We start from the raw sequence: 26,432 nt of genomic DNA on the forward strand, positions 1-26,432 counted from the left end.
TAATGGCCCCTCTGTAACCAAATCCTCGCCAGAATCGCTTTTATTTTCAGGTGGTTAGGTGGGGATGCAAATGCGCACTGTTGGAATCATGCTTGTCGCCTGCTCGTTGGCCGGCGGCGCGGCTGCCGTGCAGGCCCGGGAGCTGCGTGAAGGTGACAAGTACATGTGCAGTTGGGGCGCGGGCACGGCCGCCAGGGCCCAGGAGTTGAAGCTCTCGGGTGTGTCGCTGTATGCGGCGCGGCAGAAAATCCAGACCCTCAAATTCAACAAGTCGTGGATGCGCATGATGGCCATGGGCATCACCGAGCAGACCTACGACAGTCGCTCCCGGCTCAAGCCAGAAGCGATTCGCCAAAGTTTCTATCAGGATTGCGTGCGCTACAAAGTGGCGCGCAAATGACCGGCTCAGTGCGACAGCGGTGAGCTGACGTCTTCCTGGAAATACACCTTCGCCGTTTCAATAAACCGTCGATTGGCCTGGGACAGGTATTCGCTGCCTCTCCAGCACAGGTTGAAGTGCATGAACTGCGCGGGCTCGAACGACACCCCGGCCACGCCCGGTTCCTGTTGTTGCACCGAGCGCAGCAGGGTGGAAACCCCCATGCCATTGCGGGTGGCGGCAATGACCAGCGGCACGAAGTTGCTTTCCAGGGCGATGTTGAAGCGCACGCGGGCAGCGTCGCAAAAGGCGTCGAGCAAGTGCCGTTGCAGGAAGGTATTGTCGAACACCAGCAACTGCTCGCCACGCAAACCCTCGGCCGTGACCGACGCCGCGCTCGCCAATGGATGCTGCTCATGCATGCACAGCACCATCTCATCGCTGCCCAGCAAGACCGACTCCCAGTCCGGGTCGACGCGACGTGACTCCAGCAACGCTACATCAATATCCCGCGTTGCCAGGCGTGCGCTGATGTCATCGGCGCTGCCTTCCACCACATGCATGGCGATGCCGGGGTAGTGCGCGCGAAATTGCATCAGCAACTCCGGGATATGCCGGATGCCGTACATCGGCGGGATGCCGACGCGGATTTCACCGCTGTGCAATTGCGTCAGGTCCTGCAACTCGCGGCGGGCCCCGGCCAAGCCTTGCAGGCAGGCTTCAGCGCGGGTGAGGAACAGTTGGCCTTCCGCCGTGACACTGATCTGCCGTGTGGCGCGGTTGAACAGCGCCACCCCCAGCTCATCTTCCAGGCGGCTGACTGCCATGCTCAGCGCCGGTTGCGCCACATGCAACGCCTGCGCGGCCTTGGTAAAACTGCCTTGGCGGGCGATCTCGACGCAGTATTCCAGGGCTTTCAGATTCATCGGCTCTCGCATAACAATGTGTGATGTTGATGTTCACAAATGGATATTTTTTGTGATGAGCGCGAGTCTATAACCTGTCGGCACACTTCTCCATGCCGGATCTCAACATGACCTTCAACCTTCGCCAGTATTGGCTTGTCACCCTGATCGCGGGCACCTTGGGCGGCAGTTTTGCGCAGTGGCTCGGCTGGCCGCTGCCCTGGGTGATAGGTGCTTTGCTGGCTGTGCTGATCGGCCGCTGCGGCGGCGCGAGGATGGCGCAAATTCCCCATGGGCGCCAAGCGGGCCAGTTGATTGTCGCGGTGGCGATTGGCTGTTATTTCACGCTGCCGGTGATGCAGCAGGTGGCGGCGCACCTGGGGCTGATTGTCACGGCGGTGCTGTTGACGCTGGTGCTGGCATTGGGCTCGGTGTGGCTGCTGAACCGCTCTGGCGTCGCCTTCGGCACGGCGTTCTTCGCGCTGATGCCGGCCAACTCCACGGAGATGGTTCACCTCGGCCGTCAGCGCCAGGCGGACACCAGCTTTATCGCCGCCGCCCACAGTCTACGGCTGCTGCTGATCCTGCTGGCCGTGCCTGCGCTGGCCAGCCTTGGCCTGGCTCATCCTGTGATGGCTGCGCCATTGCCGGTGATCTGGCCCTGGTTGATCTTTCTGCTGGCTATGAGCCTGTTGGCCGCTATCGGCTTCAAGCGCTGCAACCTGCCCAACCCTTGGACATTCGGGCCGTTCCTGATCTGTGCGGTGGGGGTAGGGTGTAACAATTTGTCGATGAGCATGCCCGGTTGGCTCAGTGGTGTCGGCCAGTTGCTGATCGGGTGTGCGCTGGGCGCCGCCTTCGAGCGGGATTTTTTCCGCCGCGCACCGGGGTTTCTCGTCAAGGTGCTAGCGTTGTTGATTGGCTCGCTGGTTGCGACCGCAGCCGCCGCGTGGGCGTTGGGCACGTGGCTGCAGATGCCATGGTTGTCGCTGGCCCTGGGCATGATGCCCGGCAGCGCACCTGAGATGAGCCTGACCGCTGAGGCGCTGGGGCTGGCGGTTACATTGGTGACGGCGATGCAGGTGATCCGAATGCTGCTGATCCAGGCCGCGTGCCTGCCGGTGTATCGGCTGTTGAAGGGGCATGCAAGCGCCAACGAAAAGCCTGTCTCTGTGTAAGGCCGGCGCTTTACAAAACCACGACAATTGCTGTGTTTCTATTTGCATACAATTGCACGCTTCGTCGCAGATAGAACAGGTCGTCACGGGGCCATGTACCAGCCAGAGCCTTCATCGCCAAACAGCTTGCGCCACTATGCGGTCGGCGTGCTGTGTGTCGCGGTGCTGTTGGGCGGCTACTTTATGCATATCAACGCCAGCGCCGATCGCCATCGGGCCGAGGCGGCCGAGCGTCTGCTGCTTTGTCGGCAAATGGAGCGAGTCGCCAGCGCGACGATGACCGACGCTATGAAACTGGGCGACAGTTGCAGGCAATTGGGTGCACAAGCGCCAGAGAGTGTCACCGCGCCTTAGTTAATAACCATTTTTTATAAGGGGGAATATAGGTCGCAAGTATCACGCTTACTTGCACCAAAAAGTGGCATTTGTATGTCGGCCGCCTTAAAAAATGTGTGGTTATTGAATGACTTACGACTGTTTTAATCCGACGAAAGGATTAAAACAGTCTTGTTACAGCTTTTTACAATCGCTACTATAGTCGGGCGTTCACCTCCCACGGTTTATGCATTTTTAAATCCCAAGTTTCCATCAGCTACTTGGGATTTTTTTTGCCCGCGATTTGACCTCGGCGTCAAACTTCAATATCGGCGAACTCTGCGCGCATCCGTCCATTGTGTTTGGCCTTGTAGAGTAATTTGTCGACCTGCTCGACAAACCCCAGCATCGAACTGGCAGGCCTGACGATATGAGTGCCAACCCCGAGGCTCAAGGTCAGCAGCCTGGACACCGGCGAAAACCCGTGTTCGATCTGGCGTTGACGCATCAGGTGCAGGCAGCGTTGCGCCACCAGCCTGGCCGAGGTTGCATCGGTCTCCGGCAACAGCCACACAAACTCTTCACCGCCGATCCGTGCGATGAAATCCCGTGGACGGTTGGCCGCCTGCGCCAATGTATTGGCCACCTGGCGCAGGCATTCGTCACCCTTGATATGGCCGTAGTGGTCGTTGTACTGCTTGAAAAAGTCGATATCGAGAATGATCAACGACAGCGGCAACTGGCTGCGTTGGGCGCTGGTCCATTCGCGTTCGAGCACGGTGTCGAACATGCGGCGGTTGGCGATGCCGGTGAGGCCGTCCTGGAAGGAGTATTCCTCCAATTGCTTTTGCAGGCGGATCAGGTGTTCCTCGGTCTTCTTGCGCTCACTGATGTCGAACATGAACCCGATCAGCGCCTCCACTTCGCCATCCTTGCGCACCACATGCACCACATCGCGGATCCACACATAGTCGCCGTTCACCGTCAGCGCACGGTAATCGGCCTCGTGGTCTACGCCGGCGCGCGATTGCGACACGCAAAAATTCACTACGTACTCGCGATCGTCCGGGTGCATGCGCGCGACCCAGTCATCCACACTGACCCAGCTTTGCGGCGTCCAGCCCAGCAGTGTTTCGATCTGCGGACCGATGTAGCTGAAGGTCATGCTCTGCCAGTCGATCCGCCAAGGGATCGCCTTGGTCGATTCCAGCAGGGTTTTGTAAACGTCGCTGTCGGGCGGGCTCGGGGGATCGATGCTCATGGTCGGCTGCTCGGGGAGTGGCATAAAGCCAGAGCGTCTGGTGATCGCGGGTGGGAGTCAAGTTTTCGTCAGGGCAACAGACGAGAGGTCACGTGCTGGCTTTCTGGCGCCGGCCCGCCAGCGCTTGGCGGGAAAATATGAGACGTGGCTGGCACTTTGAAGCAATTGCCTGGCGCTGCCGAAAAGCTCATCTACGCTTGCGCCATCGAACAGCAGGGTAGAACCCAGGGAAGGGGGCTTATCATGATCTCAATCGCCGACTTCAATCGCATCATGGCTTCAGGCTTTGTACCGCTTTCCTGTGAGTGCACCCTCAATAGCGATGGCTCGCTGCGCATCAGCGTGTTCGAGCCGGTCTCCGGTCGCGTCGAGTTGCTGCTGACCTGCGTGTCCCCCGAAGGTCTGGACAGCATCCGTTCCATCTCAAACCTTATCGGTGAGCTGCGCACTGAACTCAAGGCCGGGCGCCGCGGTTTTGCGGCGGTGGGTTAGCTGTTGACGCTGGCGGTGGTGGTCGACACCGCGCCGTAATAGCGCCAGCAGCAATGCCGGTGCTCGGGCACGATCACGCAGCCGCTCAGGCTTGCGATCAATAGGGCGGCAACGAGCATGTAAAGGCGACGGGACATGGCATTTCCTCTTGGTGTGGGGTGCGTCATCTATTGAACGTCGCCACCGGCACACATCCGTCGCACACCTTTCAAACATTTCATCCAGCGTTGCCGGCCCGTGGGCAATACTTCCTCTTACGCACTGTGCGGAAAAAACCTGCGTGTCCTGCGACGGATTCTGCAGCACGTGCCGTTCAACCCATCAGCAGCGGACATTTTCGTTCGTCACCTGAAGGAGTTGCCATGAGCACACTGGCCCGATTGCGTTATGCCTTGCTGATCCCGCTGACGTTCGCCGCGTTTGTCAGCACCCCGACGTTTGCCCAGACCGAGATCATCATTCGCCAGGCGCCGCCGGTGGAGCGGGTCGAGGTGATTCCCGCCGGGCGCCCCGGTTATGCCTGGGACCGTGGCCACTGGCGATGGGAACGCGGCGCCTACGCCTGGGTACCGGGCCACTGGCAGCCGGTGATGCGCAACGCACGTTGGCAGCCAGGGCATTGGGAATCCCGCGGGCCGAACTGGGTCTGGCGTGAAGGACGTTGGATGCGTTGAAACCTGCCACTTAGCCTGCGGACCGAGAATTACCCGATTGAAAGACACTGATCCGGACGTAGAGCTGCTGGCGCGTATCGGCAACAACGAACCTGCGGCCGTCAACGAAATGGTGACGCGCAAACTCCCGCGTTTGCTCGCGCTCGCCAGCCGGATCCTGGGGGATGCCGACGAGGCCAAGGACGTGGCCCAGGAGAGTTTCCTGCGGATCTGGCGCCAGGCAGCCAACTGGCGAGTGGGCGAAGCGCGGTTCGACACGTGGTTGCACCGGGTAGCGCTGAACCTGTGCCGGGACCGCTTGCGCCGGCGCAAGGAGCGCCCGCTGGACGCGGATGAGGCGCTGGAACTGGCCGACAGCGCCCCGTCGCCGGAGGAGCAACTCGAAGCCGCCGACCGCAGCACGCAGATGGCCGCCGCGTTGGCCGCGCTGCCCGAGCGTCAGCGCGAAGCGATTGTGTTGCAGTATTACCAGGAGCTGTCGAACATCGACGCCGCCGCGCTGATGAACATCAGCGTCGAGGCACTGGAGAGCCTGCTGTCACGGGCTCGCCGTCAGTTGCGCAATAGACTTGCCGACACACCAGGGCTTGCCCGCCCAGGAAGGGAAAAACCATGACGCCCGAACGATTCGCCCACTTGGCCGACGCCTACGGCGCCAGCCTGCACCGCTGGCCGCTCGCTGAACGAACGGCCGCCCAGGCCCTGCTCGACAGTGGCAACGCCCACGCCCGCGCAGTGTTGCGTGAAGCCAGCTGGCTCGACGGGCAGTTGGATGCCCATCAACTGGCACCTGCCGACCCGGCGCTGGCGCGGCAGATCCGCCGATCCGCACCGCCACGGGCATCATTGCTGTCGCGTTACGCCAACTGGTGGTCATCCGCCAGCCTGGTGGGCGCGGGTATCGCGGGCATCGTCGCCGGCGTGCTCGTGGCGTCGATGAGCGTGCCGCTGCCGATGCTGTCCTCGGAGGTGCTGCCCAGCGTGTTCGATCAGGGCGATGCTGAAGTGGTGTTTTCCGTCAACGCCGAGGAAGCCGAGCAATGACCTCAAAGTCGCTTAAACCGTGGTTGCTGGTCTCGGTGTTGCTCAACGTGTTTTTGCTCGGTGGGGTGGGCGGTGGCCTCTACCATTGGATGGCCATGGCCAAACCTGCCGAGGCCGTGGTCAACCAGCATGGGTTGCGCCAGGCGATGTTCAAGCTGCCGCCGGAGCGTCGCAGGGAGCTGCGTCAACTGTTGCGGCACAACCGCGCCGACAGCCAGCCGTTGATCATGGCCGGTCGCGAAGCACGGCTGGGGGTGATCCAGCAACTGCAAGCGCCGACGTTGGACCGCGAGAGGCTGGTGAGTGAGTTGGCCAAGGCGCGTGAGGCCGATGCGGCATTGCGGGCGTTGGTGGATGCCACGCTGGCTGAGTTCGCGGGCAATTTGCCCCAGGACGAGCGGCAGAAACTGGTGGAAGCACTGTATTCGCGAGGGCAGGCCAAAGCCAAACAGAAATGAAGACTACAGGCGTCGCAAGAAGGATTTGACGATATGGCGGGTGGCCTCGGTGGTGTCCAGTTGATCCATCGCGGCATAGGCGTGCCAGAGGCAATCGACTATTTCATTACAAGGTTTTGCATCGGCGACGTTGACTACCGAGGCCTCGAACACATGATGCAGGGTGTCGCGGGCCTTGAGTTCCTGTAAGTACAGCAACCCGTCCACGTTCAAGCCGGTCTCTTCTTCCAGCTCCCGCGCGGCTGCGCCGACCGGGCGCTCGCCACGTTCGACCTTGCCGCCAGGCAGTGCCCATTTTGATCTGGCCTTGCGCACGAAGAGGATATGCCCCTCGTGTTCGCAAATGACCGTTGCGCGAATTTTCATCGTCTGTGCCCCCGCAGGTGGATGATTGTCATAAAAGTGTAATGCAATTGTCATGCTAAGTGCGGCTGGCGTGGGCCTCGGGGTATGTGGATACTGCGCCCTTGATGAAAACGGACGAGGAAAACAGATGAACACCGTGCGGTGGGGCATGATCGGTTGCGGCAGTGTCACTGAGTTAAAGAGTGGACCCGCTTTCTACAAAGCGCCAGGTTCGGCCTTGGTGGCCGTGATGGGGCGCCGTGAAGCGGCGGTGCGCGATTATGCAACACGCCACGGCATTGCGCGTTTTTATACCGACGCCCAGGCGCTGATCGACGACCCCGAGGTGGACGCGGTGTACATCGCCACGCCGCCTGCCAGCCACCTTGAATACAGCCTTATGGTGGCGGCGGCCGGCAAGCACTGCTGCGTCGAGAAGCCCATGTCGATGAATGCCGAGCAGAGCGCGTTGATGCAGCGCACGTTCGAGCGCGCCGGGTTGCATCTGTTTGTGTCGTACTACCGCCGCTCCTTGCCGCGTTTCCAGCAGGTACGCGATTGGCTGCAAGCAGGACGCATCGGCGAGTTGCGTCACCTCACCTGGACCCTGTGCAAGCCGCAGGCCGTTGCGGACGCCCACGCCGACAACTGGCGCACCGACCCGGCGATTGCCGGTGGCGGCTACTTTGCCGACCTGGCCAGCCATGGCTTCGACCTGTTCCAGTACCTGGCTGGCGACATCATCGAAGTGGCCGGTTTTACCTCGCGCCAGGCCGGCCGTTATGCCGCGGAGGATGCGGTGACCGCCAGCTGGCGTTTTGCCTCGGGCGCATTGGGCATGGGCTGCTGGAATTTTGTCGCGGACCGACGTGAAGATCGTGTCGTGTTGATCGGCAGTCAGGGGCGTATCGAGTTCTCGGTGTTCGATGACCAACCCTTGCGGCTTGAGGGGGATACGTGCGAGGTCCTGGAGGTGCCGTGCCACGCACATATCCAGTGGCACCACGTGCTGGCCATGAACGCGCATATCCGTGGTGAGGCGCTGCATCCATCGTTGGCGATCGAGGCATTGAAAACCGACCGGATCCTGGACGCGGTGCTACAACGCAACCCCCATCACCCTGGGTAAGCACGATAGGGTTTATTTTTTCAAGGAAGCACACCGATGAAATACTGGATGCTGTTGTGGTTGGCCCTCGCCACAAGCGCAGGCGCGGCTGCGCGTAGCCAAGGCACGCCTGGGGAGTTTGATTTTTATGTGTTATCGCTGTCGTGGTCGCCGACGTTTTGCCTGACCCACCCGGACAACGAGCAGTGTTCGGGCAAAGGCTACGGCTTTGTGTTGCATGGTTTGTGGCCGCAGTACGCGCGGGGCGGCTGGCCGGCGTCGTGTGCGCCGCAGTCGCGCTTGAGCCGCGAGGAATTGGACAAGGGCGCGACGTTGTTTCCCACACGAGCGCTGCTCAAGCACGAATGGGCCAAGCATGGCACCTGTTCCGGGCTTGAGCCGCTGGACTACCTGGCCAAGACCGACCAGGCGCTGGGCGTGGTGGTGATTCCGCCGCAATTGCAACCGTTCAACACGCCACCGGCGTTGCCGGCCCGCGAGATCGAGGCGTTGTTTCGCGAGAGCAACCCGCGCCTGGGCAACCATGGCCTGGCGGTGATCTGCAAGGGCAAGGTGTTTTCGGAAGTGCGCGTGTGCCTGACCAAGGATCTGGCGTTCGCCGGTTGCCCGCGCAGCGTTAAAAGCCAATGCCGCGACGGCGACATCCGCATTCCGGCGCAGCGCTAAGGCAACCCGCACATTCCCTTGATCAATGGTTGAGATACACCGGGCTGTCCGTGGACAGCGACGCCTTCACCCCGTGGCTGGTGTCGCTGACCAGCACTTCTTCACGGCCTTCGGCCAGTGCTTGCAGCGTGAGGGCGACCACTTCCTGGGGCGTGCTTTTTGGGGCCTGCACGTCGGCGACCATGTCGGTGTCGATGTAGGCGGGGTGCACGCCGATGACCAGGGTGCCCTGTTCGCGCAATTCGCCGCGCAGTCCGTTGGTCAGGCCCCACTGGGCGGATTTTGAGGTGCTATAGCCCCCGGCGCCCGGTGGGCTCAGCCAGCTCAATACCGAGAGCACGTTGATCAGCGCGCCGCCGCCCTGGCGGGCCAGGATCGGTGCGAACCCCCGGCTCACGCGCAGGGTGCCGAAGGTGTTCACGTCAAAATGCTGTTGCAGGTTTTCGACGCTGTCGTCGGCCAGCAGCGAGCCGTACTTGAGAAAGCCCGCATTGTTGACCACCACGCTCACATCGGTGCACTGCGCGGCAGCCCGTTGCACACTGGCGGCATCGGTGATGTCGAGGGCAATCGGCGTGCTGCCGGGGATGTCGACGCTGGCGGGATCACGCGCACCGGCGTAGACCTTGGCCGCACCCGCTGCCAGCAACGCGGTGACGAACGCTTTGCCCAGGCCACGATTGGCGCCGGTGACCAGTACCACTTTTCCACGAATGTCCATGCTGAACTCCACGCTGCAAAATAGGTTTAATGATGAAACCGTTTTTATCCTGCGACTATCGGTCCTATAATGCAACCATATTTTTCAACTGGCTGGAGGCCTGACCATGAAACGCAAATGCCTGGAAGGCGACTGCTGCCCGGTGGCCCGTGCCCTTGACGTGGTGGGCGACTGGTGGACGCTGCTGATCATCCGCGACGCGTTTGCCGGCGTGACGCGCTTCGGTGATTTCCAGAAACACCTGGGCGTAGCAAAAAATATCCTCGCCGCCCGGCTCAAGGAGATGGTTGAGCAGGGCCTGTTGCAGCTCAACGAAGTCGGCGCGCGCAACGAGTACCAACTCACCGACAAGGGGCGCGCGCTGATGCCGGTGCTGGTGACGCTGGCGCAATGGGGTGAGGCCCACACTCAGCCGCAACTGCTCGGCACGCGGCTGCTGGATGCGCATTCGCTCAAGCCGCTGCGCAAGGTCGAGATCGTGTCTGAGGACGGCCGCGTGCTGGGTGTTGACGACGTCGTCACCCAAGCGCCTGCGCCGTAACGCCCCGAGGGGCATTTTGTTCAATACCTGGCGCGTGCCGCCCTTTACCGTGACGTCATCCTCACCGTCACAGAAAAAGGGAATTGCAATGAGCTTGATCATTTCCATGGCCGCCTTCGCCCTGGCCACCTCCATCACACCGGGCCCGGTCAACGTGGTGGCCCTCAGCTCCGGTGCGCGCTTTGGCTTTGCCGCCAGCCAGAAGCATGTATTCGGCGCCGCCGCAGGGTTTACCTTGTTGCTGGTGTTGATCGGCCTGGGTTTGCACGAAGTGCTGGTGCGCTGGCCGTTGCTGACCCAGTTGATCCAGTGGGGCGGGGTGGTTTTCTTGCTGTGGATGGCTTGGAAACTGGCGTGCGACGATGGCCGCCTGCAAGCCGATAACGCCGCCACCGCGCCGTCGATGCTGTACGGCGCCATTATGCAATGGCTCAACCCCAAGGCCTGGCTGGCCTGCGTGGCAGGGATGGGGTTGTTTGTGGCGGATGGCGACGCCGCTCAAGTGTGGCTGTTTGCTGCGCTGTACCTGGTGATCTGCTACCTGTCGGTGGCCTGCTGGGCGTATGCCGGGACCTTTTTGCGGCGCTACCTGGGCAACCCGCAGGGCGTGCGCGTGTTCAACCGTTCAATGGCCGCGTTGCTGGTGGCCAGTGTGGGTTATTTGCTGATGGCTTGAGCACATCGCGGTATTGCCCCGGCGTCGCCGCAAAATGCTGTTTGAACGCCCGCTGGAAATGCGCCTGGTCGGCGAAACCTGCGGCCAGGGCCACATCGGCGATCAGTTCGCCCTGACGCAGTTGCGTGCGGGCGAACTGGATACGTTGGTTGATCAGGAACGCATGGGGCGTCAACCCGTAATACTGCTTGAACGCACGGATCAGATAGGACGGCGACAGTTCGGCGGCCAGGCAGATGTCTTCCAGTTTCAAGGCGCAGGTGCAGTGCGCGCGGATGTACTCGGCGGCGCGCTCCAGCTTGTGGTTGACCTCGCGCAACGGTGCGTCGGACGGGTTCAGGCGCTGCTGCACCTCAGTGAAGAAACCCACCAGCGCGCTTTGCTTGTGCAGGTGCTCGGCCTGGGTATCCACCAGGACCCGGTACAGCTCCAACAGCCCAGCGTAGAGCGCTTCATCGCGCACGTAGGGGATGTCGAACGGCCGGTAGCCCTGGTCGGTGCTGAAGCCCAGTTGGTGCTGCAATTCGGTCAGCCAGGGCGTATCGATGTACAGCATCTGATAGGACCAGGCCTCGTTACGGATCGGATTGCACGCGTGCACATCGCCAGGGTTCATCAGTACCACCGTACCGGCGCTGATCTCGAAGGTGTCCGTGCCGTAGTGGTAATAGCTGCGCCCGCTGGTGATCGCGCCGATGGAAAAATGCTCGTGAGCGTGCCGCGCGTAGGTGACCTTGCGCCCGTCGGCGATGGTGCGCGCTTCGATAAACGCCAGCGCAGGGTCACGCCAGAAGTGCGGGGCGGTGGAAGGGGTCATGGCGGGCATTCCCTGGCGAAGAACCGAATAGGCGGACCGGCAGCGTTATACAAAATCGCGCAATGTTCAAGGCTTCAAGATTGCGCGAGTGTCATCCGGTGCAGGTCGTCGGCCCTGGGGTATTGGCTTCAGGTCAGAAGTCCCATTTGGTCGCCCGTTGCAGGCTGCGGGGCTCGCCATAGAAACCCGTGCCGAATCGCCGCCGTTGAGGCTGTCGTTCAGGTTGGGCACGGTCAAATGTGGGAGCGGGCTTGCCCGCGATGGCGTCCTGTCAGTGCCGAATCTGTCGAATGACACACTGCAATCGCGGGCAAGCCCGCTCCCACACAAGCCAACTGCCAAAGGTTGAACCGTACGGGTCAGGCCGGTACGAGGAAGGCGGCTTCCAGCAACTGTCGGGTGTAGGGGTGTTGCGGGTCGGCGAAGATTGCCTTTGCATCGCCTTGCTCCACCACCTGGCCTTGTTTCACCACCATCAACTGATGACTCAATGCCTTCACCACCGCCAGATCATGGCTGATAAACAGGTAGGTCAGGTTGTACTTGGCCTGCAAGCTGCGCAGCAGTTCCACTACCTGGCGTTGCACCGTGCGGTCCAGCGCCGAGGTGGGTTCGTCCAGCAGGATCAACCGTGGCTTGAGCACCAGGGCGCGGGCGATAGCGATGCGTTGGCGCTGGCCGCCGGAGAACTCGTGGGGATAGCGATGCCGGGATTCCGGGTCCAGCCCGACCTCCTTGAGCGCCGCGATAATCGCCGCTTCCTGCTCGGCCGGCGTGCCCATCTTGTGAATGCGCAGGCCCTCACCGACGATCTCGCTCACGCACATACGCGGGCTCAAGCTGCCGAACGGGTCCTGGAACACCACCTGCATTTCCCGGCGTAGCGGGCGTACCTGCTGTTGGGTGAGTGAGTCCAGTTGCTGGCCTTCGAAGCGAATGCCGCCCTTGCTGGCGATCAGCCGGAGGATCGCCAGGCCAAGGGTGGATTTCCCCGAGCCGCTTTCGCCAACGATGCCCAGGGTTTGCCCTTGGGGCAGGCTGAAGTTGATGCCATCCACCGCCTTGACGTAATCCACGGTGCTGCGCAGAAAGCCTTTCTTGATCGGGAACCACACCTTGAGGTCATTCACTTCCAGCAGGGGTGGGCCGACCACATTGGTGGCCGGTCCGCCACTTGGTTCAGCCGCCAGCAATTCCTGGGTGTAGGGATGCCGGGGCGACTGGAACAGCGTTTCGCACTCGGCCTGTTCAACGATGCAACCCTTTTGCATCACGCACACGCGGTGGGCAATCCGCCGTACCAGGTTGAGGTCGTGGCTGATCAGCAGCAAGGCCATGCCCAGGCGCGCCTGCAACTCCTTGAGCAATTCCAGGATTTTCAACTGCACCGTCACATCCAGCGCAGTGGTCGGTTCATCGGCGATCAACAGCTCCGGCTCGTTGGCCAGCGCCATGGCAATCATCACCCGCTGGCGCTGGCCGCCGGACAGCTCGTGGGGCAGGGCCTTGAGGCGCTTGTGCGGTTCGGGGATGCCGACCAGCTCGAGCAACTCCAGGGTGCGCTGGGTGGCGACCTTGCCTTGCAGGCCCTTGTGCAGGCCGAGCACTTCGTTGATCTGCTTCTCGATCGAGTGCAGCGGGTTCAACGAGGTCATCGGCTCCTGGAAGATCATCGCGATGCGGTTGCCGCGAATATGCCGCAGGGATTTTTCCTTCAGGGTCAGCAGGTCTTGCCCCGCATACCCAATGGTGCCAGACGGATGCCGCGCCAGCGGGTAGGGCAGCAAGCGCAGGATCGAGTGGGCGGTCACCGATTTGCCGGAGCCGCTTTCGCCGACCAGGGCCAGGGTTTCGCCGCGCTTGATGTCGAAGCTGACGTTGTTCACCACGCAGTGAGCGTGTTCGCCGGTGACGAACTCGACGCTGAGGTCGCGGATTTCGATCAGATTGTCCTGATTCATCTCATTTCCTCGGGTCGAAGGCATCGCGAGCGGACTCGCCGATAAACACCAGCAAACTCAACATAATCGCCAGCACGGCGAACGCACTCATGCCCAGCCACGGCGCTTGCAGGTTGGATTTGCCCTGGGCGACCAGTTCGCCCAGGGACGGCGAACCGGCCGGCAAGCCGAAGCCGAGAAAGTCCAGCGCAGTCAGGGTGCCGATGGCGCCGGTGAGGATGAACGGCATGAAGGTCATGGTCGAGACCATTGCGTTGGGCAGGATATGGCGGAACATGATCGCGCCGTTCTGCATGCCCAGCGCCCTGGCTGCCCGCACGTATTCAAGGTTGCGCCCGCGCAGGAACTCGGCACGTACCACGTCCACCAGGCTCATCCAGGAGAACAGCAGCATGATCCCCAGCAGCCACCAGAAGTTGGGCTGCACAAAACTGGCGAGAATGATCAGCAGGTACAGCACCGGCAGCCCCGACCAGATCTCCAGGAAACGCTGCCCGGCCAGGTCGACCCAGCCACCGTAAAAGCCCTGCAAGGCCCCGGCGATCACGCCGATGATCGAGCTGAGGATGGTCAGCGTCAGGGCGAACAGCACCGACACGCGGAAGCCGTAGATCACCCGCGCCAGCACATCGCGGCCCTGGTCATCGGTGCCCAGCAGGTTGACGCTGGATGGCGGCGCCGGCGCGGGCACTTTCAGGTCGTAGTTGATGCTCTGGTAGCTGAACGGGATCGGCGCCCACAAGGTCCAGGCGTCCTTGGCCTTGAGCAGCTCCCGGATGTACGGGCTCTTGTAGTTGGCTTCCAGGGGGAACTCGCCACCAAAGGTCGTCTCCGGGTAGCGCTTGAGCGCGGGGAAGTACCAGCCGCCGTCGAAGTGCACCGCCAGCGGCTTGTCGTTGGCGATCAGTTCCGCGCCCAGGCTCAGTACGAACAGGATCAGGAACAGCCACAGCGACCACCAGCCACGCTTGTTGGCCTTGAATCGTTCGAACCGGCGGCGATTGAGGGGGGATAGGTTCATCTCAATGCTCCCGGCTGGAGAAGTCGATACGCGGATCGACCAGGGTGTAGGTGAGGTCGCCGATCAGTTTCACGATCAAGCCCAGCAGGGTGAAGATGAACAGCGTGCCGAACACCACCGGGTAGTCGCGGTTGATCGCGGCTTCAAAGCTCATCAGGCCGAGGCCGTCGAGGGAAAAGATCACTTCCACCAGCAGCGAGCCGGTGAAGAAGATGCCGATGAACGCCGAAGGGAAACCGGCGATCACCAGCAGCATCGCGTTGCGGAACACGTGGCCGTAGAGCACGCGGTGGTTGGTCAGGCCCTTGGCCTTGGCGGTGACCACGTACTGCTTGTTGATCTCGTCGAGAAAACTGTTTTTGGTCAGCAGGGTCATGGTCGCGAAGTTGCCGATCACCAGTGCAGTGATCGGCAGGGCCAGGTGCCAGAAATAATCGAGGATCTTGCCGCCCCAGCTCAACTCGTCGAAGTTGTTGGAGGTCAGCCCGCGCAACGGGAACCAGTCGAAATAACTGCCACCGGCAAACACCACGATCAACAGGATCGCAAACAGGAACGCCGGGATCGCATAGCCGACGATGATCGCCGAGCTGGTCCACACATCGAAGTGGCTGCCGTGGCGCGTGGCCTTGGCGATCCCCAGGGGGATCGACACCAGGTACATGATCAGCGTGCTCCACAGCCCGAGGGAAATGGACACCGGCATCTTTTCCTTGATCAGGTCGATGACTTTGGCGTCACGGAAGAAACTGTCGCCGAAATCCAGGCGCGCGTAATTCTTGACCATGATCCACAAACGTTCCGGCGCCGATTTGTCGAAGCCGTACATCTTTTCGATTTCCTTGATCAGCGCCGGGTCCAGGCCCTGGGCGCCGCGGTAGCTGGAACCGGCCACGGCGACTTCGGCACCGCCACCGGCGATGCGGCTGGTGGCGCCGTCAAAGCCTTCGAGCTTGGCGATCATTTGCTCCACCGGGCCCCCGGGGGCGGCCTGGATGATGACAAAGTTGATCAGCAGGATGCCGAACAGCGTGGGGATGATCAGCAACAGGCGGCGAAAGATATAGGCCAACATTTAATCGCCTCCGCTCGCCGGATCGGCGCTCGTCTGGGGGGGAACGGGCGGTTGCACATTCGGTTTGCTCCACCATGTGGAGATACCGACGTCGTACAGCGGCGAAACCTTTGGATGACCGAGATTGTTCCAGTAGGCCACGCGGAAGGTCTTGATGTGCCAGTTGGGAATCACGTAGTAGCCAAATTGCAGCACGCGATCCAGGGACTTGGCGTGGGCGATCAGGCTGGTGCGGGTGTCGGAATCGATCAGTTGCTCCACCAACTGGTCGACGGCCGGATCTTTCAGGCCCATGTAATTGCGGCTGCCGGGCTTGTCGGCGCTGGTCGACTTCCAGAACTCGCGCTGCTCGTTACCTGGCGAGGAAGACTGCGGGAAACTGCCCACCAGCATGTCGAAGTCCCGCGAACGCAGGCGGGTGACGAATTGGGAGACGTCGACCCGGCGGATCACCAGGTCTATGCCCAAGTCCGCCAGGTTGCGCTTGAACGGCAGCAGGATGCGTTCGAATTCGGTCTGGGCCAGCAAGAACTCGATGACCACGGGTTTGCCGTTGGTGTCGACCATCTTGTCGTCGACGATCTTCCAGCCGGCTTCCTGTAACAGTTGGTAAGCCTCGCGCTGCTGCGCACGGATCATGCCGCTGCCATCGGTCTTGGCCGGTTCGAAGGCCTCGGTGAAGACTTGCGGCGGGATCTTGTCGCGCAGCGGTTCCAGGATCGCCAGCTCATCCGGGCCGGGCAGGCCGGTGGCGGCCATGTCGGAGTTTTCGAAGTAGCTGCGGGTGCGCGTATAGGCACCGTTGAACAGCTGCTTGTTGCTCCACTCGAAATCCAGCAACAGGCTGATGGCCTTGCGCACGCGCACGTCCTGGAACATTGGCTTGCGCACGTTGAATACGAAGCCCTGCATGCCGGTGGGGTTGCCGTTGGGGATCTGTTCCTTGATCAGGCGTCCTTCGGTCACGGCCGGGACGTTATAGGCGTTCGCCCAGTTCTTGGCGCTGAACTCGGCCCAGTAGTCGAATTGCCCGGCCTTGAGCGCTTCCAGTGCGACGGTGGCGTCTCGGTAGTAGTCGGTGATGCGCTGGTCGAAGTTGTACAGGCCCTTGTTGATCGGCAGGTCCTTGCCCCAGTAGTCCTTGACCCGCTCGTAGCGTACGGAACGCCCGGCCTTGACCTCGGCCACCTTGTAAGGACCGCTGCCCAGCGGGAATTCGAGGTTGCCCTTGGTGAAGTCGCGGGTGGCCCACCAGTGTTTCGGCAATACCGGCAGTTGGCCGAGGATCAGCGGCAGTTCGCGGTTGTTGGTGCGCTTGAACTTGAACAGCACGCGCAGCGGGTCTTCGGCGACCACTTCGTCGACATCGGCGTAGTAGGTGCGATAGAGCGGGGTGCCGTCCTTGATCAGGGTCTGGAAGCTGAACACCACGTCATCGGCGCGCATCGGGTGGCCGTCGTGGAAACGCGCTTCGGGGCGCAGGTAGAAACGCACCCAGCTGTTGTCCGGGGCCTTCTCGATCTTGCCGGCGACCAGGCCGTATTCGGTGAACGGTTCGTCAAGGCTTTGGGTGGCGAGGGTGTCGTAGATCAGGCCGATGTTGTCGGCAGGCACGCCTTTGCTGATGAACGGGTTGAAGCTGTCAAAGCCGGCCAGGCTGGATTCCCGGAAGGTGCCGCCCTTGGGGGCGTCGGGGTTGACGTAGTCGGTGTGCTTGAAGTTTGCAGGGTATTTGGGCGGTTCGTTGTAGAGCGTCAACGCATGTTGCGGGGCGGCGTGGGCCGCGCTGCAGAGCAGCAGGCCGGCGAACAGTGCAGGTCGCAAAGACATCATTGGGCTTTCTCCGAAGCTTTCAGCCACCACGCGCTCAAGCCCAGGCTGTAGGGCGGCGTGGTGACAAAGGCGAACCGGTTGCGGTACGCCAGGCGATGATAGTTGAGATACCAGTTGGGAATGCTGTAGTGCTGCCACAGCAGCACCCGGTCCAGGGCGCGGCCGGCGGCCAGTTGCGCGTCGCGGGTCTGCGCGGCCAGCAGTTGTTCCAGCAGGTGATCGACAATCGGGTTGGCGATGCCTGCGTAGTTCTTGCTGCCCTTGATCGTGGCCTGGCTGGAGTGGAAGTACTGCCACTGCTCAAGGCCCGGGCTCAAGGTCTGGTTGAGGGTGATCAGGATCATGTCGTAGTCGAATTGATCCAGGCGCTGCTTGTACTGGGCGCGATCGACGGTGCGCAGGCGCGCGTCGATGCCGATGCTGATCAGGTTCTCGACATAGGGTTGCAGGATGCGTTCCAGGTTCGGGTTGACCAGCAGGATCTCGAAGCGCAGCGGTTGCCCGTCCGCGTTGAGCAGGCGTTGGCCGGACAGCTTCCAGCCAGCCTCGCCGAGCAGGGCCAGGGCGTGGCGCATGGTGTCGCGGGGGATGCCGCGCCCGTCGGTCTGCGGCAGGCTGAACGGCTGGGTGAAGAGGTCAAGCGGCAACTGGTCGCGGTAGGGCGAGAGCAGCAGCCATTCATGCCCGATCGGTACACCCGTCGCCGAGAATTCGCTGTTGGGGTAGTAGCTCAGGGTGCGCTTGTAGGCGCTGCTGAACAGCGTGCGGTTGGTCCATTCAAAGTCGAACATCAGGCCAAGGGCTTCGCGGACCTTGGCCTGGCTGAAGGTCGGGCGCCGCGTGTTCATGAACAGGCCCTGGCTCTGGGTCGGGATCTGGTGGGCGATCTGCGCCTTGATCACCTCGCCACGGTTGACCGCCGGGAAGTTGTAGCCGGTCGCCCAGTTCTTGGCCTGGTGCTCGATATAGATGTCGAATTCGCCGGCCTTGAAGGCTTCGAAGGCCACATCGCTATCGCGGTAGAACTCGACTTCGACCTTGTCGTAGTTATACAAGCCCTGGTTGACCGGCAGGGCCTTGCCCCAATAATCCTTGACCCGTTCGAACACCAATTGCCGGCCCGGGGTGACTTTGGTCACGCGGTATGGCCCGCTGCCCAGCGGTGGCTCGAAGGTGGTGGCCTTGAAATCGCGGTCTTTCCAGTAATGCTGGGGCAGTACGGGTAACTCGCCCAGGCGCAGGATCAGCAGCGGATTGCCGGCGCGCTTGAACACGAAACGGATGCGATGGCGGTTGAGGATGTCGACCCGCGCCACCTCTTGCAGGTTGGTGCGGTATTGCGGATGGCCTTCGGTCAACAGAGTGCGATAGGAGAATGCCACGTCATAGGCGGTAATCGGGTGGCCATCGTGGAAGCGTGCTTCCGGGCGCAGGTTGAACACCACCCAACTGCGGTCTTCGCTGTATTCCACCGATTGGGCAATCAGCCCATAGCTGGAGGTGGGCTCATCGCCGGAGGGCGCGTATTGGCCGGTGCCGACCATCAACGGTTCGTTCAGCTCATTGACGCCGTATTGCAGGAAGTTGGGCGTTGAAACCGGGCTGGAACCCTTGAACGTGTAGGGGTTGAGCGTATCGAAGGTGCCAAAGGCCATGACCCGCAAGGTTCCGCCTTTCGGCGCTGCGGGGTTTACCCAATCGAAGTGGGTGAATTTGGCCGGGTATTTGAGTACGCCGAACTGCGTGTAACCGTGGCTCTCGGTAATCGTCGCGTTCGCGGCAAAGCTCAAGGCCAGACTTATTAGTAGAAGGAGGGGACGCTTCAAATCAGGGATCCGATCCAGGCAGCTTGGGCTTTATGATCGGTACAGTAACAGCTTGTTCCGGTTGGAAAAAGGTTGTTGGTAGGGCGAGCCGAGGGCTTGATCTATGTGAAAAGCATATGTGAGAGCTGGCTTGCCTGCGATGGCATCGGCACGGCACATCTGAAGCACCGAGGTGATGCCATCGCAGGCAAGCCAGCTCCTACACAAGCCAGCGTCCATATAGTCAGTAGGCGGGCTTAGCGTGGGCCTGAAACCACCAGCATCTGCCCCGGCTTCAACGCCTGGCCAGTGCGCGGGTTCCAACGCTTGAGATGTTGCATCTCGACGTTGAATCGCTTGGCGACGATGTACAGCGAATCGCCTTTCTTGACCTTGTATTGCACCGGTTTCTTGCCGTCGGCCTTGGCCACCAGCTTGCGGGTGTCCTGCATCACCAGGGTCTGGCCGACCTTGAGCTGCTGGCCATTGAGCTTGTTCCAGCGCTGCAGGTCATGCACGTCGACCTTGTTCGCCTTCGCGATCAGCGTCAGGTTGTCGCCACTGCGTACTTTGTAGCTGCGGGTACGGCCAGCAACGCGCGCGGTCTCGACTTCGTCGAACACCTGCTTTTTCGGCCGCATCGCCAGCAACTCTTCTGGCTTCATCGTCGAAAGGGTGCTGGTGAGCAACTGCGCCTTGGAACTCGGCACCAGCAAATGCTGCGGGCCATCCAGGGTGGTGCGTTGTTTCAGTGCGGGGTTGAGCTGGAACAGTTCGTCTTCGTCGATCTCGGCCAGCGCCGCGACCCGGGACAGGTCCATGCTCTGCTTGACTTCAACCACTTCGAAGTACGGCTGGTTGGCAATCGGGTTCAGGTTCACGCCGTAGGCTTCGGGCGCCAGCACCACTTGGGAGAGTGCCAGGAACTTGGGCACGTAGTCCTTGGTTTCCTGGGGCAGCGGCAGGTTCCAGTAGTCGGTCGGCAGGCCAAGCTTCTCGTTACGCTCGATGGCCCGGCTCACCGTGCCTTCGCCAGCGTTATAGGCGGCGAGTGCCAGCAGCCAGTCGCCGTTGAACATATCGTGCAGACGGGTCAGATAGTCCAGGGCGGCAGTGGTGGAGGCGGTGATGTCACGGCGGCCGTCGTAGGCGCGGGTCTGGCGCAGGTTGAAGTAGCGCCCGGTGGAGGGGATGAACTGCCACAAGCCGACCGCATCGCTGCGCGAATAGGCCATTGGGTTGTAGGCACTTTCGATCACTGGCAGCAGCGCCAGCTCCAGGGGCATGTTGCGTTCTTCAAGACGTTCGACGATGTAATGAATGTAGAGGCTGCCGCGTTCCCCGGCGCTCTCCAGGAAGGATGGGTTACTGGCGAACCATAGGCGCTGTTGCTCGATGCGCGGGTTGACGCCTACGCCGTCCTGCAGTTGGAAGCCTCGTCGCATACGCTCCCAAACATCCTGGGGCACTTCGGGAGCCGGCTTTTCCGAAAGCCAGATGACGGGTTTCTGTTTGATCTTGGCGCTAAGATTTGGCTTGGGTTGCACGGTGGATTGTGCGGTGAAATTGCTTGATTGGCAGCCCGCCAGCGTGGCGGACACAGCCACCGCCACAGCTTGAGCCAGGCGGGTCAATGCGTCTGAATGGTTGGATTTACGAATAGATGACGACATTGGCTGGAAGTAAGTTCCGGGCAAAAATGTCGGGCGATTCTAGAAACCCGTTTGGTTCCGGTCAACCATTCAGAAATTACGTATCAGATTGCGTTGGCTTAGAACTTATCTTTCCAAGCCCTCAAGCTAGCAAACACCTCGGCCCCAGAGCGGTTGTCACGCCCGTTCCGTTCGTCTGCTTTTTGTTTAACGGATGTTTCAGCGGTGCGCAAAAAAGGATTGGTGCGTTTTTCCAGCGCCAGGTTGGAAGGCAGCGTGATCTCGCCACGAGCGCGCAGTTGGCGAACGTTTTCCACCCGTTCGGCGATGTCCGCGTTGTGCGGTTCCACCGCTTGGGCAAACTTGAGGTTGCTTTGGGTGTATTCGTGGGTGCAGTACACCAATGTATCGGCGGGCAGGGCGGCCAGGCGTTCCAGAGAACTGTGCATTTGCTCCGGCGTGCCTTCGAACAGGCGCCCGCAGCCGGCGGCGAACAGGGTGTCGCCACAGAACAGTACGCCTTGGTGATAAAAGGCGATATGGCCGAGGGTGTGGCCGGGCACTGCATAAACGTCGAAGTCCCAACCCAGCGCCGTGATGCGGTCGTTATCGTGGAGGGCCACATCCCGCGCCGGGATATTTTCGTTGGCCGGGCCGTAGACCTTGGCCCCTGTAACACTTTTCAGTTGCTCGACACCACCGACATGATCATGGTGATGGTGGGTGATCAGGATGTCGCTGAGCTCCCAGCCGGGGTTACGTTCGAGCCAGTCGAGCACGGGCGCGGCATCGCCGGGATCGACCACGGCGCAGCGTCGGGTCCGAGAGTCTTGTAACAACCAGATGTAGTTATCGGTGAAGGCGGGCAGGGCACTGATCTGTATCATTCTTCGATTCGCCAAGCTGAACACATTGGTGCATCTTAGAACGTCTAGGCGAGTTGGAGAATGCAATGACTGATAAAGCGTTCGCCCAGGCCGATCCTGAGTGGCTGGCACTGATCAGCGCGGCCCGCGAATGGCTGTCCGGGCCGATCGGGCAATTTTTGCTGGATGAAGAACGGCGCATGCTCGAAGACGAGTTGGGCCGGTTCTTTGGTGGCTACCTGGTGCATTACGGCCCGTCGGCCGAGACTCCGCCCTCGGCGCCGCAGGTGCAACGCAATGTACGCCTGGGCGCGCCGCTGCCGGGGGTGGAGATTGTCTGCGAGGAGCAGGCCTGGCCGCTGAGCGAGCATGCCGCCGATGTGGTGGTGTTGCAGCATGGCCTGGATTTCTGCCTGTCGCCCCACGGCCTGTTGCGTGAAGCGGCGAGCAGCGTGCGCCCGGGTGGGCATTTGTTGATTGTCGGCATCAATCCCTGGAGCAGTTGGGGGTTGCGCCATGTGTTCGCCCACGATGGGCTGCGCCAGGCGCGCTGTATCTCGCCCCAACGGGTGGGCGACTGGCTGAACCTGCTGGGCTTCGCGCTGGAGAAACGCCGCTTCGGGTGCTATCGTCCGCCGCTTGCCTCGACCAAGTGGCAGGCTCGCCTGGCCGGCTGGGAACGCCGTGCGGGTACCTGGCAACTGTCGGGTGGCGGCTTCTATTTATTGGTCGCGCGCAAGATCGCGGTGGGCCTGCGGCCGGTGCGCCAAGTGCGACGCGAGCCCATGGGCAAGCTGGTGCCGATGCCGATGGCCAAGGTCAACCGCAAGCAGAGCGAACCGTAAACCTTTTTTGATTTCAGACCGAGCAACCGATGACCGATAGCGTAGAACTCTTCACCGATGGCGCCTGCAAAGGCAACCCGGGCCCTGGCGGCTGGGGCGCGTTGCTGGTGTGCAAAGGCGTGGAGAAGGAACTGTGGGGCGGTGAACCGAACACCACCAACAACCGCATGGAGCTGATGGGTGCCATCCGTGGCCTGGAGGAGCTCAAGCGCCGTTGCAACGTGCTGCTGGTGACCGACTCGCAATACGTGATGAAAGGCATCAACGAGTGGATGGTCAACTGGAAAAAACGCGGTTGGAAGACCGCCGCCAAGGAACCGGTAAAAAATGCCGACTTGTGGCAGTTGCTCGACGAGCAATGCAATCGCCATGACATTACCTGGAAATGGGTGCGCGGCCACATCGGTCACCCCGGCAACGAACGCGCCGACCAACTGGCCAACCGGGGTGTGGACGAAGTGCGGGGCTACAAGCAGGGCTGATGCCGGCTCACGTGTTAACATCGTGCCCTTTGACACACACCACACCGTTGAGAGCTGAACCCTGATGGCCATCCGATCTGTTGTACTCGATACCGAAACCACCGGCATGCCGGTGACCGACGGCCACCGGATCATTGAAATCGGCTGTGTCGAACTCATGGGTCGACGCCTCACCGGTCGTCATTTCCACGTCTACCTGCAACCGGACCGTGACAGTGACGAAGGCGCGATTGGCGTCCACGGCATCACCGACGAATTCCTCAAAGGCAAACCGCGCTTTGCCGAAGTGGCCGATGAGTTCTTCGAATTCATCAACGGCGCCCAGCTGATCATCCATAACGCGGCGTTCGACGTAGGCTTCATCAACAACGAATTCGCCCTCATGGGCCAGACGGATCGTGCGGATATTTCCAAGCACTGCTCGATCCTCGACACCCTGATGATGGCCCGTGAGCGGCACCCGGGCCAGCGCAACAGCCTCGATGCATTGTGCAAGCGTTATGGCGTCGACAACTCCGGCCGTGAACTCCACGGCGCCTTGCTCGACTCCGAGATTCTTGCCGACGTCTACCTGACCATGACCGGCGGGCAGACCAGCCTGTCCCTGGCCGGTAACGCGTCCGATGGCAGTGGTTCGGCGGAAGGTTCGGGCAACCGCCCTTCGGAAATCCGCCGCCTGCCGGCGGATCGCAAACCGACCACCATCATCCGCGCCAGCGAGCAGGATCTGGCCGAGCATGCCGCACGGTTGGAAGCTATTGCCAAGTCGGCGGGTGCGCCGGCGTTGTGGACCCAACTGAGCGAACAGTAATCCCAGGCGGAATGCCATCCAACATGTGGGAGCTGGCTTGTGTGGGAGCGGGCTTGCTCGCGAATGCGGTGGATCAGTTACAGGGTTGTTAACTGACACACCGCATTCGCGAGCAAGCCCGCTCCCACATTTGATCTATATCGGCTTCGAAATCTTCATTCGCTACATCCGCTCCCAGCTTCTACCCTTGAGTGCATAGCCCTCAGGACTACAAGCACTCATGTACAAAGACCTGAAGTTCCCTGTCCTTATCGTGCACCGCGACATCAAGGCCGATACCGTTGCCGGTGACCGGGTCCGCGGCATTGCTCGGGAGTTGGAACAAGAAGGCTTCAGTATTTTCTCTGCAACGGATTACGCCGAAGGCCGGCTGGTGGCTTCTACCCATCATGGCCTGGCGTGCATGCTGATCGCCGCCGAAGGCGCCGGGGAAAACACTCACCTGCTGCAAAATATGGTCGAACTGATCCGCCTGGCACGGCTGCGTGCGCCCAACCTACCGATCTTTGCCTTGGGCGAGCAAGTCACCCTGGAAAACGCTCCGGCCGATGCGATGAGCGAACTCAACCAGTTGCGCGGCATTCTCTACCTGTTTGAAGACACCGTACCGTTTCTGGCCCGCCAAGTGGCCCGCGCTGCCCGTGGCTACCTGGATGGCCTGTTGCCGCCATTCTTCAAGGCGCTGGTGCAGCACACGGCCGACTCCAACTATTCCTGGCACACTCCCGGCCATGGCGGCGGCGTGGCTTATCGCAAGAGCCCGGTGGGGCAGGCGTTTCATCAGTTCTTCGGGGAAAACACGCTGCGCTCGGACTTGTCGGTCTCCGTCCCGGAGCTGGGCTCGCTGCTGGACCACACCGGCCCCCTGGCCGAAGCCGAAGCCCGCGCTGCGCGTAACTTCGGCGCCGACCACACGTTCTTTGTGATCAACGGCACATCTACCGCGAACAAGATTGTCTGGCACTCCATGGTCGGCCGTGACGATCTGGTGCTGGTGGACCGCAACTGTCACAAGTCGGTGCTGCATTCGATCATCATGACCGGCGCGATCCCGCTGTACTTGTGTCCCGAGCGCAACGAACTGGGGATCATCGGCCCGATTCCCTTGAGTGAGTTCAGCCCGGAGTCGATCCGCGCGAAGATCGATGCCAGCCCGCTGACCCGTGGCCGTGCGCCGAAAGTGAAGATGGCAGTGGTTACCAACTCCACCTACGACGGCCTGTGTTACAACGCCGAACTGATCAAGCAGCAACTGGGCAACAGTGTCGAGGTGTTGCACTTTGACGAAGCCTGGTATGCCTATGCGGCGTTCCACGAATTTTTCGCCGGGCGCTACGGCATGGGCACTTCGCGCACGCCGGGCAGCCCCCTGGTGTTCACCACCCATTCAACGCACAAATTGCTGGCCGCATTCAGCCAGGCGTCGATGATCCATGTGCAGGACGGCGGTGCACGACAGCTGGACCGCGACCGTTTCAATGAAGCGTTCATGATGCATATCTCCACTTCGCCGCAGTACAGCATCATCGCTTCGCTGGACGTGGCCTCGGCCATGATGGAAGGCCCGGCCGGGCGTTCGTTGCTGCAAGAGATGTTCGATGAGGCCCTGAGTTTTCGTCGCGCCCTGGCCAACCTGCGCCAGCATATCGCCGCCGAAGACTGGTGGTTTTCCATCTGGCAGCCGCCCTCCGTCGCGGGCATCGATCGGGTTGCAACCGCCGATTGGTTGTTGCATCCCGGGGATGATTGGCACGGCTTTGGCGATGTTGCCGAAGATTACGTCTTGCTTGACCCGATCAAAGTCACGCTGGTGATGCCCGGCCTCAATGCCGGCGGCGCGTTGAGCGATTGCGGGATTCCCGCTGCAGTGGTCAGCAAATTCCTCTGGGAGCGTGGGCTGGTGGTGGAAAAGACCGGGTTGTATTCCTTCCTCGTGCTGTTTTCCATGGGCATCACCAAGGGCAAGTGGAGCACCTTGCTCACCGAGTTGCTCGAATTCAAGCGCAGCTACGACGCCAATATCAGCCTGGCCAGTTGCCTGCCATCGGTTTATGCCCAAGGTACGGCGCGCTACCAAGGGCTGGGATTGCGCGACCTGTGCAACCAATTGCACAACTGCTATCGCAGCAACGCCACCGCCAAACACCTCAAGCGCATGTACACCGTGTTGCCGGAAATTGCGATGAAACCGGCCGACGCATACGACCAATTGGTTAGAGGTGAAGTGGAAGCGGTATCCATTGACGCCTTGCCAGGACGCATTGCAGCGGTAATGCTGGTGCCTTACCCGCCGGGCATCCCGCTGATCATGCCGGGGGAGCGCTTTACCGAGTCGACGCGGTCGATCATCGACTACCTGGCGTTTGCTCGCACGTTCGATAGCAGCTTCCCTGGTTTTGTCGCGGATGTTCACGGGTTGCAACACGAAGACGACGGCAGTGGTCGTTGTTACACCGTCGATTGCATCAAGGGTTAAGGAT

The 26,432-nt window shown here is 61.2% G+C and carries 29 protein-coding genes; 16 read left to right on the forward strand and 13 right to left on the reverse strand.

Translation table 11 applies throughout. From position 1 onward, the window contains the following. Positions 1-70 precede the first annotated feature (70 nt). The gene (locus PSH81_RS11170) at positions 71-400 is read left to right on the forward strand and encodes a hypothetical protein (RefSeq protein WP_192299727.1); all 330 of its coding nucleotides are present in this window, start codon (positions 71-73) and stop codon (positions 398-400) included. A gap of 5 nt (positions 401-405) precedes the next feature. On the opposite strand, the gene PSH81_RS11175 is transcribed toward PSH81_RS11170, so the two are convergent. Continuing rightward, positions 406-1,305 (reverse strand): LysR family transcriptional regulator, encoded by a 900-nt coding sequence (locus PSH81_RS11175; protein ID WP_226457200.1) that lies wholly within the window; start codon positions 1,303-1,305, stop codon positions 406-408. A 107-nt stretch (positions 1,306-1,412) separates the two neighbouring features. Here PSH81_RS11175 and PSH81_RS11180 point away from each other — a divergent pair, with 107 nt between their 5' ends. After that, the gene (locus tag PSH81_RS11180; protein ID WP_226457201.1) at positions 1,413-2,462 is read left to right on the forward strand and encodes an AbrB family transcriptional regulator; all 1,050 of its coding nucleotides are present in this window, start codon (positions 1,413-1,415) and stop codon (positions 2,460-2,462) included. Between the two features lie 93 nt (positions 2,463-2,555). Further along, positions 2,556-2,816 carry a hypothetical protein gene (locus PSH81_RS11185; protein ID WP_305392533.1) on the forward strand — a complete coding sequence of 87 codons (261 nt, stop codon included), beginning with the start codon at positions 2,556-2,558 and terminating at the stop codon, positions 2,814-2,816. 277 nt (positions 2,817-3,093) lie between these two features. Here PSH81_RS11185 and PSH81_RS11190 read toward each other — a convergent pair whose 3' ends face one another. After that, a complete protein-coding gene (locus PSH81_RS11190; RefSeq protein ID WP_192299723.1) occupies positions 3,094-4,038 on the reverse strand; it encodes a sensor domain-containing diguanylate cyclase in 945 nt (314 codons plus the stop codon). Positions 4,039-4,281: 243 nt separating this feature from the next. Between PSH81_RS11190 and PSH81_RS11195 the strand changes: the two genes are divergently transcribed. Then, positions 4,282-4,530, forward strand: a complete 249-nt coding sequence (locus tag PSH81_RS11195) for a DUF1652 domain-containing protein (RefSeq protein ID WP_226457203.1) — start codon at positions 4,282-4,284, stop codon at positions 4,528-4,530. Here PSH81_RS11195 and PSH81_RS11200 read toward each other — a convergent pair. Beyond that, positions 4,527-4,667 carry a hypothetical protein gene (locus PSH81_RS11200; RefSeq protein ID WP_226457204.1) on the reverse strand — a complete coding sequence of 47 codons (141 nt, stop codon included), beginning with the start codon at positions 4,665-4,667 and terminating at the stop codon, positions 4,527-4,529. The two genes, PSH81_RS11195 and PSH81_RS11200, sit on opposite strands and share 4 nt — an antisense overlap. 225 nt (positions 4,668-4,892) lie before the next feature. Here PSH81_RS11200 and PSH81_RS11205 point away from each other — a divergent pair, with 225 nt between their 5' ends. From PSH81_RS11205 to PSH81_RS11220, 4 genes are read left to right on the forward strand one after another with little or no spacing between them, the layout of a single operon-like run. Then, entirely contained in the window at positions 4,893-5,204 is a 312-nt protein-coding gene (locus PSH81_RS11205; protein ID WP_226457205.1) for a YXWGXW repeat-containing protein, read from the forward strand. A gap of 37 nt (positions 5,205-5,241) precedes the next feature. After that, a complete protein-coding gene (locus PSH81_RS11210; RefSeq protein ID WP_226457206.1) occupies positions 5,242-5,820 on the forward strand; it encodes an RNA polymerase sigma factor in 579 nt (192 codons plus the stop codon). Further along, the gene (locus PSH81_RS11215) at positions 5,817-6,248 is read left to right on the forward strand and encodes a hypothetical protein (RefSeq protein ID WP_192299719.1); all 432 of its coding nucleotides are present in this window, start codon (positions 5,817-5,819) and stop codon (positions 6,246-6,248) included. The genes PSH81_RS11210 and PSH81_RS11215 overlap by 4 nt, the downstream gene beginning before the upstream one ends. Further along, on the forward strand, positions 6,245-6,706 hold the full coding sequence (locus PSH81_RS11220) for a periplasmic heavy metal sensor (protein WP_192299718.1): 462 nt from the start codon (positions 6,245-6,247) through the stop codon (positions 6,704-6,706). The genes PSH81_RS11215 and PSH81_RS11220 overlap by 4 nt, the downstream gene beginning before the upstream one ends. Positions 6,707-6,709: 3 nt before the next feature. On the opposite strand, the gene PSH81_RS11225 is transcribed toward PSH81_RS11220, so the two are convergent. Then, entirely contained in the window at positions 6,710-7,072 is a 363-nt protein-coding gene (locus tag PSH81_RS11225; protein ID WP_305392534.1) for an NUDIX hydrolase, read from the reverse strand. Positions 7,073-7,199: 127 nt separating this feature from the next. Between PSH81_RS11225 and PSH81_RS11230 the strand changes: the two genes are divergently transcribed. Both PSH81_RS11230 and PSH81_RS11235 read left to right on the forward strand, forming a co-directional pair. Then, on the forward strand, positions 7,200-8,180 hold the full coding sequence (locus tag PSH81_RS11230) for a Gfo/Idh/MocA family protein (protein WP_305392535.1): 981 nt from the start codon (positions 7,200-7,202) through the stop codon (positions 8,178-8,180). Between the two features lie 36 nt (positions 8,181-8,216). Then, positions 8,217-8,846 (forward strand): ribonuclease T2, encoded by a 630-nt coding sequence (locus tag PSH81_RS11235; protein WP_305392536.1) that lies wholly within the window; start codon positions 8,217-8,219, stop codon positions 8,844-8,846. A 22-nt stretch (positions 8,847-8,868) separates the two neighbouring features. Here PSH81_RS11235 and PSH81_RS11240 read toward each other — a convergent pair whose 3' ends face one another. Beyond that, complete coding sequence (locus PSH81_RS11240) at positions 8,869-9,567, reverse strand: SDR family oxidoreductase (protein ID WP_305392537.1); 699 nt, start codon at positions 9,565-9,567, stop codon at positions 8,869-8,871. 106 nt (positions 9,568-9,673) lie between these two features. On the opposite strand from PSH81_RS11240, the gene PSH81_RS11245 reads away from it, so the two are divergent. Continuing rightward, the gene (locus PSH81_RS11245) at positions 9,674-10,108 is read left to right on the forward strand and encodes a helix-turn-helix domain-containing protein (protein WP_226457212.1); all 435 of its coding nucleotides are present in this window, start codon (positions 9,674-9,676) and stop codon (positions 10,106-10,108) included. 88 nt (positions 10,109-10,196) lie between these two features. Further along, positions 10,197-10,784: a LysE family translocator gene (locus tag PSH81_RS11250; protein WP_192299714.1), complete on the forward strand. Its 588-nt coding sequence runs from the start codon at positions 10,197-10,199 to the stop codon at positions 10,782-10,784. Here PSH81_RS11250 and PSH81_RS11255 read toward each other — a convergent pair. The 8 genes from PSH81_RS11255 to gloB all read right to left on the reverse strand — a co-directional run bounded on the left by PSH81_RS11255 (position 10,726) and on the right by gloB (position 21,835). Continuing rightward, positions 10,726-11,601 (reverse strand): AraC family transcriptional regulator, encoded by an 876-nt coding sequence (locus tag PSH81_RS11255; RefSeq protein WP_192299713.1) that lies wholly within the window; start codon positions 11,599-11,601, stop codon positions 10,726-10,728. The two genes, PSH81_RS11250 and PSH81_RS11255, sit on opposite strands and share 59 nt — an antisense overlap. Before the next feature lie 359 nt (positions 11,602-11,960). Further along, positions 11,961-13,562 carry an ABC transporter ATP-binding protein gene (locus PSH81_RS11260; RefSeq protein ID WP_192299712.1) on the reverse strand — a complete coding sequence of 534 codons (1,602 nt, stop codon included), beginning with the start codon at positions 13,560-13,562 and terminating at the stop codon, positions 11,961-11,963. A gap of 1 nt (position 13,563) precedes the next feature. Continuing rightward, positions 13,564-14,583: an ABC transporter permease gene (locus PSH81_RS11265; RefSeq protein WP_192299711.1), complete on the reverse strand. Its 1,020-nt coding sequence runs from the start codon at positions 14,581-14,583 to the stop codon at positions 13,564-13,566. Between the two features lies 1 nt (position 14,584). Next, positions 14,585-15,658, reverse strand: a complete 1,074-nt coding sequence (locus PSH81_RS11270) for a microcin C ABC transporter permease YejB (RefSeq protein ID WP_226457213.1) — start codon at positions 15,656-15,658, stop codon at positions 14,585-14,587. Further along, complete coding sequence (locus tag PSH81_RS11275; protein WP_226457214.1) at positions 15,659-17,491, reverse strand: extracellular solute-binding protein; 1,833 nt, start codon at positions 17,489-17,491, stop codon at positions 15,659-15,661. Then, positions 17,488-19,317, reverse strand: coding sequence for an extracellular solute-binding protein (locus PSH81_RS11280; RefSeq protein WP_226457215.1), 1,830 nt, complete (start codon positions 19,315-19,317; stop codon positions 17,488-17,490). The genes PSH81_RS11275 and PSH81_RS11280 overlap by 4 nt, the downstream gene beginning before the upstream one ends. Before the next feature lie 236 nt (positions 19,318-19,553). Beyond that, a complete protein-coding gene (locus PSH81_RS11285) occupies positions 19,554-20,969 on the reverse strand; it encodes a lytic transglycosylase domain-containing protein (RefSeq protein ID WP_192299707.1) in 1,416 nt (471 codons plus the stop codon). Between the two features lie 98 nt (positions 20,970-21,067). Beyond that, positions 21,068-21,835 (reverse strand): hydroxyacylglutathione hydrolase, encoded by a 768-nt coding sequence (gene gloB / locus PSH81_RS11290; protein ID WP_226457217.1) that lies wholly within the window; start codon positions 21,833-21,835, stop codon positions 21,068-21,070. A gap of 65 nt (positions 21,836-21,900) precedes the next feature. On the opposite strand from gloB, the gene PSH81_RS11295 reads away from it, so the two are divergent. From PSH81_RS11295 to PSH81_RS11310, 4 genes are all read left to right on the forward strand, one after another. Then, on the forward strand, positions 21,901-22,659 hold the full coding sequence (locus PSH81_RS11295; protein ID WP_192299705.1) for a class I SAM-dependent methyltransferase: 759 nt from the start codon (positions 21,901-21,903) through the stop codon (positions 22,657-22,659). A gap of 29 nt (positions 22,660-22,688) precedes the next feature. Next, positions 22,689-23,141, forward strand: a complete 453-nt coding sequence (gene rnhA, locus PSH81_RS11300) for a ribonuclease HI (protein WP_192299704.1) — start codon at positions 22,689-22,691, stop codon at positions 23,139-23,141. A gap of 70 nt (positions 23,142-23,211) precedes the next feature. Continuing rightward, positions 23,212-23,952 carry a DNA polymerase III subunit epsilon gene (dnaQ, locus tag PSH81_RS11305; protein ID WP_226457239.1) on the forward strand — a complete coding sequence of 247 codons (741 nt, stop codon included), beginning with the start codon at positions 23,212-23,214 and terminating at the stop codon, positions 23,950-23,952. A gap of 220 nt (positions 23,953-24,172) precedes the next feature. After that, positions 24,173-26,428 carry an Orn/Lys/Arg decarboxylase N-terminal domain-containing protein gene (locus PSH81_RS11310; protein WP_305392538.1) on the forward strand — a complete coding sequence of 752 codons (2,256 nt, stop codon included), beginning with the start codon at positions 24,173-24,175 and terminating at the stop codon, positions 26,426-26,428. Positions 26,429-26,432: the final 4 nt, after the last annotated feature.

This window comes from Pseudomonas sp. FP2335 (genome assembly GCF_030687535.1).
In the GTDB taxonomy this organism is placed as follows: Bacteria; Pseudomonadota; Gammaproteobacteria; order Pseudomonadales; family Pseudomonadaceae; genus Aquipseudomonas.